This window comes from Nocardioides alkalitolerans DSM 16699 (assembly GCF_000426525.1).
Taxonomy (GTDB): domain Bacteria; phylum Actinomycetota; class Actinomycetes; order Propionibacteriales; family Nocardioidaceae; genus Nocardioides; species Nocardioides alkalitolerans.
Window position 1 is genome coordinate 534,407 of record NZ_AUFN01000011.1, and the last position, 15,728, is coordinate 550,134.

14 protein-coding genes are annotated in these 15,728 nt (G+C 74.5%); 8 read left to right on the top strand and 6 right to left on the bottom strand.

Translation table 11 applies throughout. The features are described from left to right. The first annotated feature begins 1 nt into the window (after position 1). The 4 genes from K329_RS0109265 to K329_RS0109280 all read left to right on the top strand — a co-directional run bounded on the left by K329_RS0109265 (position 2) and on the right by K329_RS0109280 (position 4,813). Positions 2-562: a DinB family protein gene (locus K329_RS0109265; RefSeq protein ID WP_052336590.1), complete on the top strand. Its 561-nt coding sequence runs from the start codon at positions 2-4 to the stop codon at positions 560-562. Positions 563-611: 49 nt separating this feature from the next. Then, positions 612-2,033, top strand: a complete 1,422-nt coding sequence (locus tag K329_RS0109270; protein ID WP_028472806.1) for a sigma 54-interacting transcriptional regulator — start codon at positions 612-614, stop codon at positions 2,031-2,033. Positions 2,034-2,035: 2 nt separating this feature from the next. Further along, the gene (locus K329_RS0109275) at positions 2,036-4,075 is read left to right on the top strand and encodes a vWA domain-containing protein (RefSeq protein ID WP_028472807.1); all 2,040 of its coding nucleotides are present in this window, start codon (positions 2,036-2,038) and stop codon (positions 4,073-4,075) included. Between the two features lie 105 nt (positions 4,076-4,180). Further along, positions 4,181-4,813, top strand: a complete 633-nt coding sequence (locus tag K329_RS0109280) for a DJ-1/PfpI family protein (RefSeq protein WP_211225786.1) — start codon at positions 4,181-4,183, stop codon at positions 4,811-4,813. A gap of 86 nt (positions 4,814-4,899) precedes the next feature. Here the strand turns inward: K329_RS0109280 and K329_RS25840 are convergent, their stop codons facing one another. From K329_RS25840 to K329_RS0109295, 3 genes are read right to left on the bottom strand one after another with little or no spacing between them, the layout of a single operon-like run. Beyond that, positions 4,900-5,250: a hypothetical protein gene (locus K329_RS25840; protein WP_052336591.1), complete on the bottom strand. Its 351-nt coding sequence runs from the start codon at positions 5,248-5,250 to the stop codon at positions 4,900-4,902. A gap of 4 nt (positions 5,251-5,254) precedes the next feature. After that, positions 5,255-5,938 (bottom strand): class I SAM-dependent methyltransferase, encoded by a 684-nt coding sequence (locus tag K329_RS0109290; RefSeq protein WP_028472809.1) that lies wholly within the window; start codon positions 5,936-5,938, stop codon positions 5,255-5,257. Next, positions 5,928-6,803 (bottom strand): cobalamin-binding protein, encoded by an 876-nt coding sequence (locus K329_RS0109295; RefSeq protein WP_028472810.1) that lies wholly within the window; start codon positions 6,801-6,803, stop codon positions 5,928-5,930. Before K329_RS0109295 ends, K329_RS0109290 begins: the two co-directional genes overlap by 11 nt. A gap of 33 nt (positions 6,804-6,836) precedes the next feature. Between K329_RS0109295 and K329_RS0109300 the strand changes: the two genes are divergently transcribed. After that, positions 6,837-8,960 (top strand): prolyl oligopeptidase family serine peptidase, encoded by a 2,124-nt coding sequence (locus K329_RS0109300; protein ID WP_028472811.1) that lies wholly within the window; start codon positions 6,837-6,839, stop codon positions 8,958-8,960. Positions 8,961-8,976: 16 nt separating this feature from the next. Here K329_RS0109300 and K329_RS0109305 read toward each other — a convergent pair whose 3' ends face one another. From K329_RS0109305 to msrA, 3 genes are all read right to left on the bottom strand, one after another. Then, positions 8,977-9,384 carry a DUF4259 domain-containing protein gene (locus K329_RS0109305; RefSeq protein WP_028472812.1) on the bottom strand — a complete coding sequence of 136 codons (408 nt, stop codon included), beginning with the start codon at positions 9,382-9,384 and terminating at the stop codon, positions 8,977-8,979. Positions 9,385-9,451: 67 nt separating this feature from the next. Continuing rightward, positions 9,452-10,861 (bottom strand): ABC1 kinase family protein, encoded by a 1,410-nt coding sequence (locus K329_RS25845; RefSeq protein ID WP_084541135.1) that lies wholly within the window; start codon positions 10,859-10,861, stop codon positions 9,452-9,454. Positions 10,862-10,874: 13 nt separating this feature from the next. Beyond that, the gene (gene msrA, locus K329_RS0109320) at positions 10,875-11,531 is read right to left on the bottom strand and encodes a peptide-methionine (S)-S-oxide reductase MsrA (RefSeq protein WP_028472813.1); all 657 of its coding nucleotides are present in this window, start codon (positions 11,529-11,531) and stop codon (positions 10,875-10,877) included. A gap of 100 nt (positions 11,532-11,631) precedes the next feature. On the opposite strand from msrA, the gene K329_RS0109325 reads away from it, so the two are divergent. The 3 genes from K329_RS0109325 to K329_RS25850 are packed head-to-tail and all read left to right on the top strand — an operon-like array spanning position 11,632 to position 15,725. Then, the gene (locus K329_RS0109325; protein ID WP_028472814.1) at positions 11,632-12,822 is read left to right on the top strand and encodes a cystathionine gamma-synthase; all 1,191 of its coding nucleotides are present in this window, start codon (positions 11,632-11,634) and stop codon (positions 12,820-12,822) included. After that, on the top strand, positions 12,819-14,240 hold the full coding sequence (locus K329_RS0109330; RefSeq protein ID WP_211225787.1) for a glutamate mutase L: 1,422 nt from the start codon (positions 12,819-12,821) through the stop codon (positions 14,238-14,240). Before K329_RS0109325 ends, K329_RS0109330 begins: the two co-directional genes overlap by 4 nt. A gap of 9 nt (positions 14,241-14,249) precedes the next feature. Further along, the gene (locus tag K329_RS25850; protein WP_245596498.1) at positions 14,250-15,725 is read left to right on the top strand and encodes an AI-2E family transporter; all 1,476 of its coding nucleotides are present in this window, start codon (positions 14,250-14,252) and stop codon (positions 15,723-15,725) included. Positions 15,726-15,728: the final 3 nt, after the last annotated feature.

Consider the following 15,728-nt stretch of genomic DNA (forward strand, 5'->3'; position numbering starts at 1 on the left):
CGTGACCGCGCCCGACACCACCCCGTCGTACGACGCCGACCCCCGCAGCGAACCTCCCCTGGCCGGCGACGAGACGGCGACGCTGCGGGCGTTCCTCGACTACCACCGCGACACCCTGCGGATGAAGGTCGGCGGGCTCGACGCGGCGCAGCTCGCCCGCACGCTGCCCCCGAGCGACCTCACGCTCGCCGGGCTGCTCAAGCACGTCACGTGGGTCGAGGACCACTGGTTCTCCCACGTGCTCCTCGACGAGGGGTACGCCGGCCCGTGGGGCGAGATCGACGTCCGCACGCACCCGGACTGGGAGCTGCGGAGCGCGGTCGACGACTCCCCGTCGTACCTGCGGGAGCTCTTCGACGAGGTCGTCGCACGCTCCGACGCCGTCACCGACCGGCTGCTCGCGACGCCGGAGGGCCTGGACACCCTCAGCCGACGCGGGGACGGCCGCGGCGAGCGGTTCAACCTGCGGTGGGTGCTGGTGCACCTGGTCGAGGAGTACGCCCGGCACAACGGGCACGCAGACCTGATCCGCCAGGCCGTCGACGGGAGCGTGGGGGAGTAAGGGGGCCTCGTCGGGGGAGTCCCTTGCGGTGCGGGTCTAGCGTGGACGCGTGACGTCCACGCGCAGCACACCTCCCGCGATCCACACCCTCGGCGACCTGCGGGCCGCCGGCCACCAGCCCCGGACCGTCAAGGCCGAGATCCGCGCCAACCTGCTCGCCCGGCTCGCCGCCGGCGACGACCCCTGGCCGGGCCTCCACGGCCTCGAGGACACGGTGCTCCCGCAGCTCGAGCGCGCCCTCATCGCCGGCCACGACATCGTGCTGCTCGGCGAGCGCGGCCAGGGCAAGACCCGCCTCCTGCGCACCCTCGTCGGCCTGCTCGACGAGTGGTCGCCCGTCATCGAGGGCTCCGAGCTGGGCGAGGACCCGCTCGAGCCCGTCACCGCCGCCTCCCGCCGGCGCGCGGCCGAGCTCGGTGACGACCTCCCGGTCGCCTGGCGCCACCGCGACGAGCGGTACGCCGAGAAGCTCGCCACCCCCGACACCTCGGTGGCTGACCTCATCGGCGACGTCGACCCGATGAAGGTGGCCGAGGGTCGCTCGCTCGGCGACGCGGAGACCATCCACTTCGGCCTCGTGCCGCGCAGCCACCGCGGCATCGTCGCGATCAACGAGCTGCCCGACCTCGCCGAGCGCATCCAGGTCGCGATGCTCAACGTGATGGAGGAGCGCGACGTCCAGATCCGCGGCTACGTCGTGCGGCTCGACCTCGACGTGCTCGTGGTCGCCTCGGCCAACCCGGAGGACTACACGAACCGCGGCCGCATCATCACGCCGCTCAAGGACCGCTTCGGGGCGGAGATCCGCACCCACTACCCGACCGAGCTCGACGACGAGATCGCCGTGATCCGCCAGGAGGCGGACCTCGTCGCCGAGGTGCCCGACTTCCTCGTCGAGATCCTCGCCCGCTTCACCCGCGCGCTGCGCGAGTCGTCGGCGGTCGACCAGCGCTCCGGCGTCTCCGCCCGCTTCGCGATCGCCGGCGCCGAGACGATCGCGGCGGCCGCCCTGCACCGTGCGACCCGCCAGGGCGAGCCCGAGGCCGTGGCCCGCGTCGTCGACCTTGAGACCGCGGTCGACGTGTTGGGCGGCAAGGTCGAGTTCGAGTCGGGCGAGGAGGGGCGCGAGCGGGCCGTGCTCGACCACCTGCTGCGCACCTCGACCGCCGAGACCGTGCGTCGCCACCTGCGCGGTCTGGACCTCGCCGCGCTCGTCGCGGCCCTCGAGGAGGGCGGCAGCGTCACCACGGGCGAGCAGGTCACCGCCGCGGCGCTGCTCGACGGGCTGCCGGCCCTGCCGCCGAGCGAGGCGGGGGAGTCGGACCTCTACGACCAGATCGGTGCGCGCCTGGGCGCGACGTCGGTGGGCACGCGGGCCAGTGCCGTCGAGCTGGCGCTCGAGGGGCTGTTCCTCGCGCGCAAGGTCGGCAAAGAAAGCGACACGGGCGTCACGACGTACGGGATCGACTAGAGATGGCACGCGGATCGCGCTACCAGCGGTACGACGGCGGGCCCGACCCGCTCGCCCCGCCCGTCGACCTCGCCGCGGCGCTCGACGCCATCGGCGAGGACGTCATGGCCGGCTACTCGCCCGAGCGTGCGATGCGGGAGTACCTGCGCCGCGGCAGCGACGGCCAGCGCGGCCTGGACGACCTCGCACGGCGGGTCGCGGAGAAGCGCCGCGAGCTGCTGTCGAAGCACAACCTCGACGGCACGCTCGCGGAGATCCGGGAGCTGCTCGACCGGGCGGTCCTCGCCGAGCGCGGCCAGCTCGCGCGGGACGTGACGATGGACGACGGCGACCGCGCGCTCGCCGAGATGCAGCTCGACAACCTCTCGCCCTCGACGGCGGCCGCCGTGAGCGAGCTCGCGTCGTACGAGTGGCGCTCGAGCGAGGCGCGGGCGGCGTACGACGAGATCAAGGACCTGCTCGGCCGCGAGCTGCTCGACCAGCGGTTCGCCGGGATGAAGCAGGCCCTCGAGGGCGCGACCGACGAGGACCGCGCAGCGATCAGCGAGATGCTGACGGACCTCAACGACCTGCTCGAGGCCCACGGCCGCGGGGAGGACGTGGGGGAGCAGTTCGACGAGTTCATGGCGAAGCACGGCGAGTTCTTCCCGGAGAACCCGAGCAACGTCGACGAGCTGCTCGACGCGATGGCGGCCCGGTCGGCTGCCGCCCAGCGGATGATGAACTCGATGAGCGCCGAGCAGCGCGCCGAGCTGATGGCCCTCTCGGGCCAGGCGTTCGGCTCCCCGGAGCTGATGGAGCAGCTCGGCCGGCTCGACAGCCAGCTGCAGTCGCTGCGGCCGGGGGAGGACTGGGGCGGCTCGGAGGACTTCGGCGGGTCGGAGGGCCTCGGGCTCGGCGACGGCACGGGGGCGCTGCAGGACTTGGCGGACCTCGACGCGCTCGCCGAGCAGCTCGCACAGTCCCACAACGGCGCGCGCATGGACGACGTCGACCTCGACAAGCTGGCCCGCCAGCTCGGCGACGACGCCGCCGTCGACGCGCGGACGCTCGCGGAGCTGGAGAAGGCGCTGCGGGGATCGGGCTACCTCAAGCGCGGCTCGGACGGGCAGCTGCGGCTCTCGCCCCAGGCGATGCGGCAGCTCGGCAAGTCCCTGCTGCGCGACGTGTCGCAGCGGTTGTCGGGCCGTCAGGGCCAGCGCGAGCTGCGGGCCGGGGGAGGCTCGTCGGACGCCACGGGCGGCACCCGCGAGTGGGCCTTCGGCGACACCGAGCCGTGGGACCTGCCGCGCACGGTGCTCAACGCGGTGCAGCGGGAGGCTGGCGCCGGCCCCCGGAGCGGACCGGCCGTGCGGCTGCAGATCAGCGACGTCGAGGTGATCGAGTCGGAGCAGCGCACGCAGGCCGCGGTGGCGCTGCTCGTCGACACGTCGTTCTCGATGGCGATGGACGGCCGGTGGGTGCCGATGAAGCGCACCGCGCTCGCCCTGCACCAGCTCATCTCGACGCGCTTCCGCGGCGACCGGCTCGAGCTGATCAGCTTTGGCCGCTACGCCGAGACGATGGACATCGAGCAGCTCACCGGGCTCGACGCGATGTGGCAGAAGGGCACGAACCTGCACCACGGGCTGCTCCTGGCCCAGCGGCACTTCAAGCGTCACCCCGGCATGCAGCCGGTGCTGCTCGTGGTCACCGACGGCGAGCCGACGGCCCACCTGGAGCCGGGCGGCGACGTCTGGTTCGAGTACCCGCCGCACCCGCTCACGGTGGCGCGCACGGTGACCGAGCTCGACGCGACCACGCGGCTGGGGGCCCAGACCACCTTCTTCCGGCTCGGCGAGGATCCCGGGCTCGCCCGCTTCCTCGACCAGCTCGCGAAGCGGGCCGACGGGCGCGTGGTGGCCCCCGAGCTCGACGACCTCGGCGCCGCCGTCGTCGGGTCGTACCTCGGCGGACGGTCGGCCGGGTCGCCGTACGGCGGGTCGGGCGGCGGGCCCGGGGACCTCGGGGGCTGGGGCGACCGCGGGTTCTGGGTGGGCTGAGCCCGCCGCCACCCGGTCCGGTGCGCCCGGTCCGGCGGGATGTCGTCGGGGGTTGGCGGCGGTGCGGGTGTCGGTGGGGTGGTGACGTCCGCGAGGCTGGTGGGCGTGAAGATCGCCATCCTGCTGTACGACGACGTCGAGGTGCTCGACGCGTGTGGTCCCTACGAGGTGTTCACGACGGCGACGCGGGTCGCCGTACGACGCGGTGACGCCACCCCGGAGGACCCGCTGTTCGAGGTGGTGACCGTGGCCGCGGACGCCTCCCGCCCCGTGCGGGCGCGCGCCGGGCTGCGGCTCGGGGTCGACGTCGCGCTCGCCGACACGCCCCCGCTCGATCTGCTGCTCGTGCCCGGGGGTGTCACCGATGCGGTCGAGGCCGATGCCACCGTCGTCGACTGGGTGCGCGAGCGCGCGGAGGAGACACCGCTGGTGGGGTCGGTGTGCACCGGCGCGTTCGTGCTCGCGGAGGCCGGTGTGATCGTCGACCAGACCGTGACCACCCACTGGGAGGACGTGCCCGACCTCCGCCGCCGGTGGCCCGACCTCGACGTCGTCGAGGACCGTCGCTGGGTGCGCGCCGACGCCACCACCGGCTCGGGCGCCGTCTTCACGTCGGCCGGCATCTCCGCCGGCATCGACCTCGCGCTCCACCTCGTCGAGGTCGTCGGCGGTCGCGACCTGGCCGAGGCCACCGCGCGGCAGATGGACTACGCCTGGCAGGAGACCGCGACGGCCTGAGGCGGTCCCAGCCGTGTGGCACCTCGTGGGATCCGGGTGATCCGGTGCCACGTGGTGACACCAGATCACCCGGCTCCGGCGTGGAGTCAGGGGGAGGGCGGTCGGTGGGCGGCCATCATCTCGTCGGCCAGCTCCATGCACCGCAGGCGGGCCGGGGAGAAGTCGTAGGGCATCTTGCCCACGGCCTCGAACGCGCTCATGGACCCGTGCCCCGTGCCGCGTTCCCCACCGGCGCCGACGGCGCCGTCGTCGCCCTCGGTGAGGGGGTGCAGCGCCTCCCAGTCGTCGAAGGGCGCCTCGTCGGCGCGCGCCAGGCCGGTGTCCTCGATGACGGCGTGCAGCGACGTCTCGAAGGTGGCCCGCTCGGCCGCCACCCGGGCCACGCGGGGGTCGTCGACGGCGACCGTGTCGTCGAGCGTCCCCTCGGCGGTCCACATGACGTCACGGGAGGTGCACGTCCGTGCTCCCCGGCCGGCGCCCGCGCTGCGCGAGCACGTACCCCTGGGGAGTGCGCTCGGGGGCGACGGGGTCGCGCCGTACGCGCTCGACCACCGCGAAGCCGGCCGCCTCGAGGTCGCGCACGACCGCGTCGAGGTCGAGGCGGTAGGCGACCAGCGCGACGTCGTGACCGTACGGCCGCTGCAGCTCGACGCCCTCGTCGGCGCCCGTCTGGAAGGCGAGCAGGAGCCAGCCGCCGGGGGCGAGGGCGTCGTACGCGCTCACCAGGGCGGCGGGGCGCTCTGCCGGGGGAGTGTGGATGAGGGAGTACCAGCCGAGCAGCCCGCCGAGCGACCCCGCGGTGACACCGGGCGACGACCACGAGCCCACGGCGAACGCCAGGCCGGGGAAGCGGCGGCGGGCCTCGGCGAGCATCCCGGTCGACGGGTCGCAGCCGACGACCTCGACGCCCGGCGCGCGCAACGCGAGGTAGGCCGTTACGCGCCCCGGTCCGCACCCCAGGTCGAGGACCCGCGGCGGCAGCCCGGCCCCGTCCACCCGCGCCACGAACGCGTCCAGCCACGCCCGGTCGGCGGGCTTGGCCGCGAGCTCGTCGGAGTCGTCCATCAGCAGGCGGGCGTAGTCGGCGGCCACCGCGTCGTACGCGGCCCGGGGATCAGCGTCCACCCGTCCACCCCGCCAGCACCGCGGCGAGCTCCTCGACCCCGTCGACGATCCGCGGGCCCGGGCGCGCCCAGTGGCCGTCGGCGTCGACCGCGTGCACGAGGGCGCCGGCGGGCAGGCGGCCGGCCGCGACCAGGGCGTCGGCCTGGGCCTGGGCGCCCGCGCGGTCGTAGCCGCACGGCGCGACGACGACGACGTCCGGGCGGCACCCCTCCACCGCCGACCAGGGCACCCGCGTGCTCGTCGCGCCGGCCTCGCCCAGCACGCACTCGCCACCGGCGAGCCCGACCATCTCCGGGATCCAGTGGCCGGGGGCGTACGGCGGGTCCGTCCACTCGAGCACCAGCACCCGCGGCCGCACCCACCCCGCGGCGACCCGCGCGGCCACGTCGCGTCGTACGACGTCGAGGCGCGCCTCGAGCGAGGCCACGAGCGCGTCCGCGGCCGGGAGCCGGTCCGTCGCCCGCCCCAGCAGCCGGACCGACGCGAGCACCTCGGCGACGGTGTGCGGGTCCACGGTCAGCACGTCGGCGGTGCAGCCCAGGAACGTGAGCGCGTCGTCCACGACCGACACGTCGACGGCGCACACCGCGCAGAGGTCCTGGGTGACGACGAGGTCGGCGTCGAGGCCGGCGAGCGCGTCGGAGTCGAGCCGGTAGAGGTCCTCGCCGCGGGCGAGGGCGGCCGCGACGTACGTGTCGATCTCGACCGGCGACAGCCCCGACGGCATCGCGGAGGTCGACACGACCCGTCGCTCGCGCGCCTGCGCCGGGTGGTCGCACTCGAAGGTGACCCCGACGACCTCGTCGCCCGCGCCGAGGGCGAACAGCATCTCGGTGGTCGAGGGGAGCAGGGAGACGATGCGCATCCGCCGAACCTACGCCCCCGTAGGGTCGGGAGCGTGACGTCCTCGACCGCCGCCCCCGACCCGCACGAGTGGCTCGAGGAGGTGACCGGTGACGACGCGCTCGCCTGGGTGCGGGAGCGCAACGCCGAGGCCGACGCCGCGATCGCCGCGACGCCGGGCTTCGCCGCCACGCAGGCGGCCGTGCGCGAGGTGCTCGACTCCGACGACCGGATCCCGCTCGTCGCGAAGGCCGGCGACTGGTTCTACAACGTCTGGCGCGACGCCGCCCACGAGCGCGGCCTCTGGCGTCGTACGACGCTCGCCTCCTACCGCACCGACACCCCCGAGTGGGAGGTGCTCATCGACCTCGACGAGCTCAGCCGCACCGAGGACGAGCAGTGGGTGTGGCACGGCGCCCAGGTGCTGCGCACCGGACCGCTCGCGTTCCGCCGCGTGCTGGTCACCCTGTCGAAGGGCGGCTCGGACGCCGACGTCACCCGCGAGTTCGACCTCGAGACCCGCAGCTGGGTGCCGGCCGAGCAGGGCGGCTTCGTGCGCCCCGAGGGCAAGGGCGGCGTCACCTGGGTCGACGAGGACACCCTGCTCGTCGCCACCGACACGGGCCCCGACTCCGTCACGAGCTCCGGCTACGCCCGCCTCGCCCGCCGCTGGCACCGGGGCCAGGCCCTCACCGAGGCCGAGGTGGTCTACGAGGCCGGCGCCGACGACATGGCGGTCGGGGTCGGCCACGACACGACGCCCGGCTTCGAGCGCTCCTACGTCTACCGGATGGTCGCGTTCTACAGCTCGCAGACCTTCTTGCTCACGGGACCCTCGGGGACGGACGACGACTCCGGGCTGACCCACGTCGACGTGCCCGACAGCGCCGAGCCCGCCGTGTGGCGCGACCGCCTGCTGGTGCACCTGCGTGACGAGTGGACCCCGCGGGCGGGCGGCCCGACGTACGCCGCCGGCACGCTGCTCGTCACCGACCTCGATGCCCACCTCGCGGGCGAGGGCACCTTCGAGCCGCTCTTCACGCCCACCGCCAGCGCCTCGCTCGCGGGCTGGACCCGCACCCGGCGCCGGCTGGTGCTCGTCGTGCTCGACGACGTCGCCCACCGCGTCGAGGTGCTGACGCCGCCCGCCGGGGGCGACGCGGCCCTCGGAGGAACGGGCGGCTGGGCCCGCGACGAGCTGAGCGGGCTCCCGCCGTACGCCTCGGTGGGCGTGCGGCCCGTCGACGCCGTCGACGACGGGCCCGACGGCGACCTCGTCTGGCTCGACGTCAGCGGCTACCTCACGCCGCCGACCCTGGCGCTCTGCGACCTCGGCCCGAGCGGCGCCCCCGCCGCGCCGACGCCCGTCAAGGAGAGCCCGGGCTACTTCGACACCTCCACCCACGAGGTCACCCAGCGCTTCGCCACCTCGGCCGACGGCACCCGCGTGCCCTACTTCCTCGTCGCCCCGCGGGACGCGGAGGGGCCCGTGCCGACCCTGCTCTACGGCTACGGCGGGTTCGAGATCTCGCTGACCCCGGCCTACTCCGGCAGCACCGGTCGTGCCTGGCTCTCCCGGGGCCACGCCTACGCGGTCGCCAACATCCGGGGCGGGGGCGAGTACGGCCCGGCCTGGCACCAGGCGGCCCTGCGGGAGAACCGCCACAGGGCCTACGAGGACTTCGCCGCGGTCGCCGAGGACCTCGCCGCGAGCGGGCTCACCGACGCGGACCACCTCGGCATCATGGGCGGCTCCAACGGAGGCCTGCTCGTCGGCAACATGCTGGTGCGCTACCCGGAGCTGTTCGGGGCGGTCGTGTGCACCGTGCCGCTGCTCGACATGCTGCGCTACACGAAGCTGCTCGCGGGCGCGTCGTGGATGGCGGAGTACGGCGACCCCGACGACCCGGCCGACCGCCCGTTCGTCGAGCAGATCTCGGCCTACCACCGGGTGGCGGAGGGCACGACGTACCCCGCCGTGCTGCTCACGACCTCCACCCGCGACGACCGGGTGCACCCCGGCCACGCGCGCAAGATGGCGGCCCGGCTGGCGGAGGTCGGGGCCGACGTCACCTACTGGGAGAACGTCGAGGGCGGCCACGGCGGCGCGTCCACGAACGCCCAGGCGGCCTACAAGTCGGCCCTGGAGTGGGAGTTCCTGGCGGCCCGCCTGGCCTGAGCCCGCCGGGTGGGCGTCAGCCGAGCTCGCGCAGCTCGCTGATCGCCGTCCGGGTGCTGTTCGCCCAGGCGGCGAACTCCTCCTCGTCGAGGGCGTCCGCACGCACGTCGTACAGCTCGGAGGTCGAGCGGCCCGCGAGGGTGCGGTCGGCCTGCGCGACGACCCAGGCGATGCGCTCGGGCGTGAGGGCCTCGGCGAACGCCTCGAGGTCGACGTCGGTGAGCTCCTCCGACGGGTCGTGGGCCTCGAGGGCCACGAGCGCCAGCTCGACGAGGGCGAGGGCGAACTGGCCGCCATCGACCTCGAGGTAGTCGGCCTCGAAGGCCCACCCGAGGGTGTCGAACGAGAACGTGCCGTCCTCGATCTCACCGATCAGGTCGGCCGCGCTGTCGTTGTCGAACGGCCCGTCGCCCCACGCACCCATGGCCGGAACTCTGGCACAACGGCGCGGCCCGTTCCAAGCGGTCGGCGCGGTCGTGGCGCCGTGTGGCTCAGCTCTCCGTCGGGGCGAAGCCCGGCAGCGACTCGACCAGGATCTGGCGGAACGGGGCCTCGGCCTCGAGCTGGCTGAGCACGCCCACGGCCGCGAGCCAGGTGCGGTGGATGAGCAGGTACGACGGGGGCAGGTTGAGCTTGAGCGCCACCGTGTACGCCGGGTCCTTGGGGTTGCTGACCCGCTCGGCCTGCGTGCGCAGCCAGGACCGCGTGAACCGGAACCGGTCGGTGAGCGTGGGCTCGACGAACGGGGCGAGGTAGTCGAAGAGCAGGTCGGGGTCGACCCGGGTCCGCTCCTTGATGAAGCCCTCGTCGCGCAGGCCCTGCTCGAGGCTGGAGCGGTCGGCGTCGCCGGCGACCCGGATGAGGGTGCCCATGGCCTCGGGCAGCTCGCCCTCGGGCAACCGGGCCACGGCGCCGAAGTCGAGCACGCCCAGCCGGCCGGGGGTGCCGTCCGCGTTCGGCATCGTGCGGAAGTTGCCGGGGTGCGGGTCGGCGTGGAGCATCCCCGTGCGCGCGGGGCCGTCGAAGAGGAACCGCACGAGCAGCTCGCCGTAGTGGTCGCGCTCCTCGGGGGTGCCGTCGGCGATGACCTGGGCGAGCGAGCCGGTGCTGTCGAGCCACTCGGTGACCAGCACCTTGGGGGACTGGGCCACGACCTTCGGCACGAAGAAGTGCTCGTCGTCGACGTAGGCCTCGGCGTACGCCGTCTGCGCGGCCGCCTCGAGGCCGTAGTCGAGCTCCTCCGCCATGCGGTCCTGGAGCTCGACCACGATCGCCTTGACGTCGACGCCGGGCATGATCGGGGCGATCGTGCGGGCGAGGCGACCGATCTGGCGCAGGTCGGAGGCGATGGCGTCGGCGGCGCCCGGGTACTGCACCTTGACCGCCACCTCGCGCTCCGGGCTGGCGGGGTCGTCCGGGTCGTCGACCCAGCGGCCCTTGTGCACCTGGCCGATGGACGCGGCCGCGGTCGGCCCGCCGTCGAACCAGACGAGGTGGCGACGCCAGTCGACCCCGGCCGAGCCGAGCTCGGCGTCGAGCACGGCCCGCACCTCGCTGGTCGGCATCGGGGGCGCTGCATCCTGCAGCTTGGTCAGCTCGCCGCGGTAGGCCGCCATCTGGTCCTCGGGGAGCGCCGCCTCCATGACGGAGAGCATCTGCCCGAACTTCATGGCCCCGCCCTTGAGCTGGCCCAGCGTGCGGAAGACCTGCTCGGCCGTCCGCTGCTGGATCTCCGCCGTCACGAGCTCGGCGGGCCGACCGCCGAGCCGCTTGCCGAGACCGACGGCGCTGCGGCCCGCGAAGCCCAGCGGCAGCGCGGCCAGCCGTGCGGTCCGCGCCACGGTCTTGCGCGGCAGCTCGCGGCCCCGGTCGCCCCCGCGGCGGTCGCCCTCGTCGCTCACGCGGCGGCCGGACTCATGCGGTGGCCGGGAAGCGCACGCCGGTGTTCGCGTGGCAGCGGTAGCCGAAGGGGTTCTTCGCCAGGTACTGCTGGTGGGCCGGCTCGGCGTAGAAGTACTCGGTCGACGGGCGGATCTCGGTCGTGATGTCGCCCAGGCGGCGCTGGCGCAGCTCCGCGCCGTACACCTCGGTCAGCTCCTTCGCCGTCGCCTCCTGCTCGGGCGTCGTGAAGTAGATCGCCGAGCGGTACTGCGTGCCCACGTCGTTGCCCTGCTGCATGCCCTGCGTCGGGTCGTGCACCTCGAAGAAGGCCTTCACGAGGTCGGCGAAGCCGATGACGGACGGGTCGAAGACGATGCGGACGGCCTCGGTGTGACCCGTGCGGCCGCTGCAGACCTCCTCGTACGACGGGTTCGGCGTGTAGCCGCCGGCGTACCCGACCGACGTCGACCAGACGCCTTCCTTGGCCCAGTAGATCTCCTCGGCGCCCCAGAAGCAGCCCAGCCCGAAGACGGCCACCTCGAGGTGTGCGGGCACGTCGCCCTCGCCGGGCGTCGCGACGATCGGGGTGCCCAGGACGGTGTGGTCGCCGAGCTCGAACCACGGCTCGGAGCGGCCGGCCAGCGCCTGGTCGGGGGCGGGCAGGGTGGTCTTGGTGCGGGATCCGAACACGGTTCCTCCACGATCTCGACGGACGACTTCCATCATCCCCAACACCCCAAGCGCCGGGAGCGTTCCCGATGCGCGGATCCCCTTGCGTAGGCTCGCCCGGGTGACCAGCGAGCAGGCATCCACCGAGCACGGCAAGCACGGCTTCGAGACGCGCGCCATCCACGCGGGCTACGAGCCCGACCCGACGACCGGCGCGGTGATCCCGCCGATCTTCGCGACGTCGACCTACAAGCAGGACGGCGTGGGCGGCATGCGGGGCGGCTACGAGTACAGCCGCTCGGGCAACCCCACGCGCACCGCGCTCGAGGGCAACATCGCCGCACTGGAGCAGGGGGAGCGCGGCTTCGCGTTCGCCTCCGGCCTCGCCGCCGAGGACACCCTGATCCGCGCCCTGACGCGGCCGGGCGACCACGTGGTCATCCCCGACGACGCGTACGGCGGCACCTACCGCCTCGTCGACAAGGTCGCCCAGCCGTGGGGCCTGGCGTACGACGCCGCCCCGGTCTCCGACGTCGACGCCGTGCGGGCGGCCATCCGTCCCGGCACGACGAAGCTGGTCTGGGTCGAGACGCCGACCAACCCGCTGCTCAACATCGGCGACATCGAGGCGCTCGCGGCCGTGGCCCACGAGGCCGGCGCCCTGCTCGTCGTCGACAACACGTTCGCCTCGTCCTACCTGCAGCAGCCGCTGACGCTCGGCGCCGACGTGGTCGTGCACTCGACCACGAAGTACGCCGGGGGCCACTCCGACGTGGTCGGCGGCGCGCTCGTGGTGCGCGACCTCGACCTGGCCGAGAAGCTCGCCTTCTTCCAGAACTCGATCGGCGGCGTCGCCGGCCCGTTCGACGCGTGGCTCGTCCTGCGCGGCCTCAAGACGCTGGCGCTGCGCATGGAGCGCCACAGCGACAACGCGGAGCGGGTCGTCGAGTTCCTCACCTCCCACCCGGGCGTCGAGCAGGTCATCTACCCCGGCCTCGCCGAGCACCCGGGCCACGCCGTCGCCGCCCGCCAGATGAAGCGCTTCGGCGGCATCGTCTCGTTCCGCCTCAAGGCCGGCGAGCAGGCGGCGCTCGACGTCTGCGCGGCCACCGAGCTCTTCACGCTCGGCGAGTCCCTCGGCGGCGTCGAGTCGCTCATCGAGCACCCGGGCCGCATGACGCACGCCTCCGTCGTCGGCACCGACCTCGAGGTGCCCGCCGACCTCGTGCGCCTCAGCGTGGGCATCGAGACGGCCGACGACCTCGTCGCCGACCTCGACCAGGCGCTCGCGCAGGTGCTCGGCCGGGCGTGAGCCGCTCCGTCCCCGGGGCGCGGCTGGCCGTCTGCGTCGACCTCGGCTCGACCTTCACCAAGGCGCTGCTGGTCGACCTCGTCGAGGGCGGCGTGGTCGCCACCGCCGACGCGCCCACCACGCTGCCGGGCCCCGACGGGTCCGGCGACCTGCTCGACGGGTACGACGACTGCCTCACCGCCCTGCGTGCCGCCCACCCGCCGCTCGCGGCCGCCGAGGCGGCGGGCGACGTGGTGGTGCACGCCTGCTCGTCGGCGGGCGGGGGCCTGCGCATCGCCGTGCTCGGCAACGAGGCGCTGGTGACCGCGGAGGCCGGGCGCCGGGTCGCGCTGTCGAGCGGCGGCAAGGTCGTCGCGGTGCACGCGCTCGCCGACGACGGCGCCGACCTCGCGGCGACCCTCGCCACCGCGCCCGACGTCGTGCTCCTCACCGGCGGCACCGACGGCGGCAACCCCGAGCCGCTCCCGGCCGCGGCCCGCGCGCTCGTCGCCGCCGGCTGGCGGGGGCCCGTCGTGGTGGCCGGGAACGTGGCCGTGCGCGACGAGGTGGCCGCGGTGCTCGCGGGGGCGGGCACGCCGTACGAGCTCAGCGCCAACGTCGTGCCCCGCATCGGGGTGCTCGACCCCGCGGGCGCCCGGGCCGCCGTGCGCGCCCTCTTCCTCTCCCACGTGATCGGCGGCAAGCACCTCAGCCGCCGCCCCGAGCTGCCCGGGATGCTCCGCGGGGCGACGCCCGACGTCGTGCTCGCGGGGGTCGAGGTGCTGGCCGCGACCGTCGGCGACGTGGCCGTCGTCGACGTCGGCGGCGCCACCACCGACGTCTACTCCGTGGTCGACGGGGACCCCGACGTCTCCCGCGAGGTCGTCGGCACGCCCCGCGAGTCCCGGACCGTCGAGGGCGACCTCGGCATGCGCTGGTCGGCGGCCTCGACCGTCGCTGCCCTGGCGGCCGACGCGACCGACGGGGGAGCCCCCTCGCCGGCGCTGGTGGCCGCGGCCGCCCGCCGTACGGCGGAGCCCGGCTTCGTGCCGCAGGACGCCGCCGACGTGGCCGACGACCTCGCGATCGCGACGGCGGCGCTGACGACGGCGGTCCGGCGCCACGCGGGCCGTGCCAAGGTGGTCGTCGACGCCGGCGGACGCGTGGTCGAGCGCACCGGCACCGACCTGCGCGAGGTGCGTCTGCTGGTGGGCTCCGGCGGGGTGCTGCGGCACGCCTCGCCGCAGGCCGCCACCGAGGTGCTCGCGGCCTGCGTCACCGGCCCCGACGGGGACCCCGGCGGGTGGCAGCTGCCCCGGGCGCCGCGGCTCGTCGTGGACACCACGTACGTGCTCGCGGCCGCGGGCCTGCTCCACACGACGCATCCCGAGGCCGCCTCCCGGCTGGTCGCCGGTCTCGCGGGCGGGGCCGCTCGGTAGCGTGGGTCCGTGCACGGGGACGAAGAGCGCGGCCGGGAGCCGCGCCAGGGGGAGACCACCGACGAGGCCGGTGAGATCCGACGACGGCTCTCGCTGCTGATGGCGCGCCGCAGCAAGGAGGAGCGCGAGCGGGACGAGGTCGAGGACGGCCTCGCCGACCGCCTCACCCAGCAGCTCGCGGCCCAGTGGGCCCTGATGCGTGCCGAGCGGCGGGCAGATCGTGCGCAGCCGGCCCCCATCACGGGCGGCCAGTCCAACCTCGCCCGCGCCGAGGTGCCCTGGGGCCTCGACCTCGCCGCCGCCTGGGCGTGGCGCTTCCTCGTCATCACGGCCGCCGCCGGGCTCATGGTCTGGGCCTTCTGGCAGGTCCGGGTCGTGACCCTGCCGATCCTCATCGCCCTGCTCATCACCGCGCTCGGCAGCCCCGTGGTGCGCCTGGGGCGGCGGCTGCGCGTGCCGCCCGGGATCTCGGCCGCCGTGGTGGTGCTCGGCGGCATCGGCTTCGTCGCGCTGCTCGTGACGTTCATCAGCCAGCAGATCATCGAGGGGGTCTCCGACCTCGCCGACCAGGTGGTCGTGGGGCTCGGCGAGATCCGCACCTGGCTCAAGGAGGGGCCGCTCAACGCGAGCGACTCCCAGATCGACGGCTACATCAAGCAGGCCCAGCAGTTCATCACCGAGCGGGGCCAGGACGAGGCGGTCGTCCGGCAGGTCACCGAGGTCGGCACGGCCATCACCCACATCGCGGCCGGCTTCTTCATCATCCTGTTCTCGACCTACTTCTTCCTCGCCGACGGCGGCCGCATCTGGTCGTGGTGCGTGCGCCTCGCCCCGCGGGCCGCGCGGGCGCGCATCGACAGCTCGGGCCGGGTCGCCTGGGTCTCGCTCACCCAGTTCGTGCGGGCCACGGTCATCGTCGCGCTGGTCGACGCGATCGGCATCATGATCGTCGCGGCCCTGCTCGGCGTCCCGTTCATCGCGGCCATCGGCGTGCTGGTGTTCCTCGGCGCGTTCGTGCCGATGATCGGTGCGACCGTCGCCGGCTCCGTCGCCGTGCTGGTCGCCCTCGTCGACCAGGGTCCGTGGACGGCGCTGCTGATGTTCGGCGGCGTGATCCTCGTGCAGCAGATCGAGGGCCACATCCTCCAGCCGTTCCTGATGGGCCGGTTCGTCTCGGTGCACCCGCTCGGCGTGATCTTCGCGATCGGCATCGGCGTGCTCGTCGCCGGCGTGGCGGGCGCCCTCATCGCCGTACCGCTCGTCGCGGCCGTCAACGCGGTGATCCTGCACCTCGCGGAGGAGACCCCCGCCCCCGCCGCCGACGCGACGGCGGACCCTGGGACCGCGCCACCGGGCGAGACGCACAGGACGGTCGACTTCGACGAGTTCGAGGGCGACCCGGGTCTCCTCGGCGACTTCGCCGCCCTCGGGGACCACCCGCGGAGCGACTGGCCCCGGGAGAGCGGCCCGAAGGACCAGGCGTGAGGG

Coding starts and splice junctions, on each gene's coding strand:
- K329_RS0109275 (WP_028472807.1), top strand. CDS start 2,036: ATGGCACGCGGATCGCGCTACCAGCGGTACGACGGCGGGCCCGACCCG.
- K329_RS25840 (WP_052336591.1), bottom strand. CDS start 5,250: ATGTGGACCGCCGAGGGGACGCTCGACGACACGGTCGCCGTCGACGAC.
- K329_RS0109295 (WP_028472810.1), bottom strand. CDS start 6,803: ATGCGCATCGTCTCCCTGCTCCCCTCGACCACCGAGATGCTGTTCGCC.
- K329_RS0109305 (WP_028472812.1), bottom strand. CDS start 9,384: ATGGGTGCGTGGGGCGACGGGCCGTTCGACAACGACAGCGCGGCCGAC.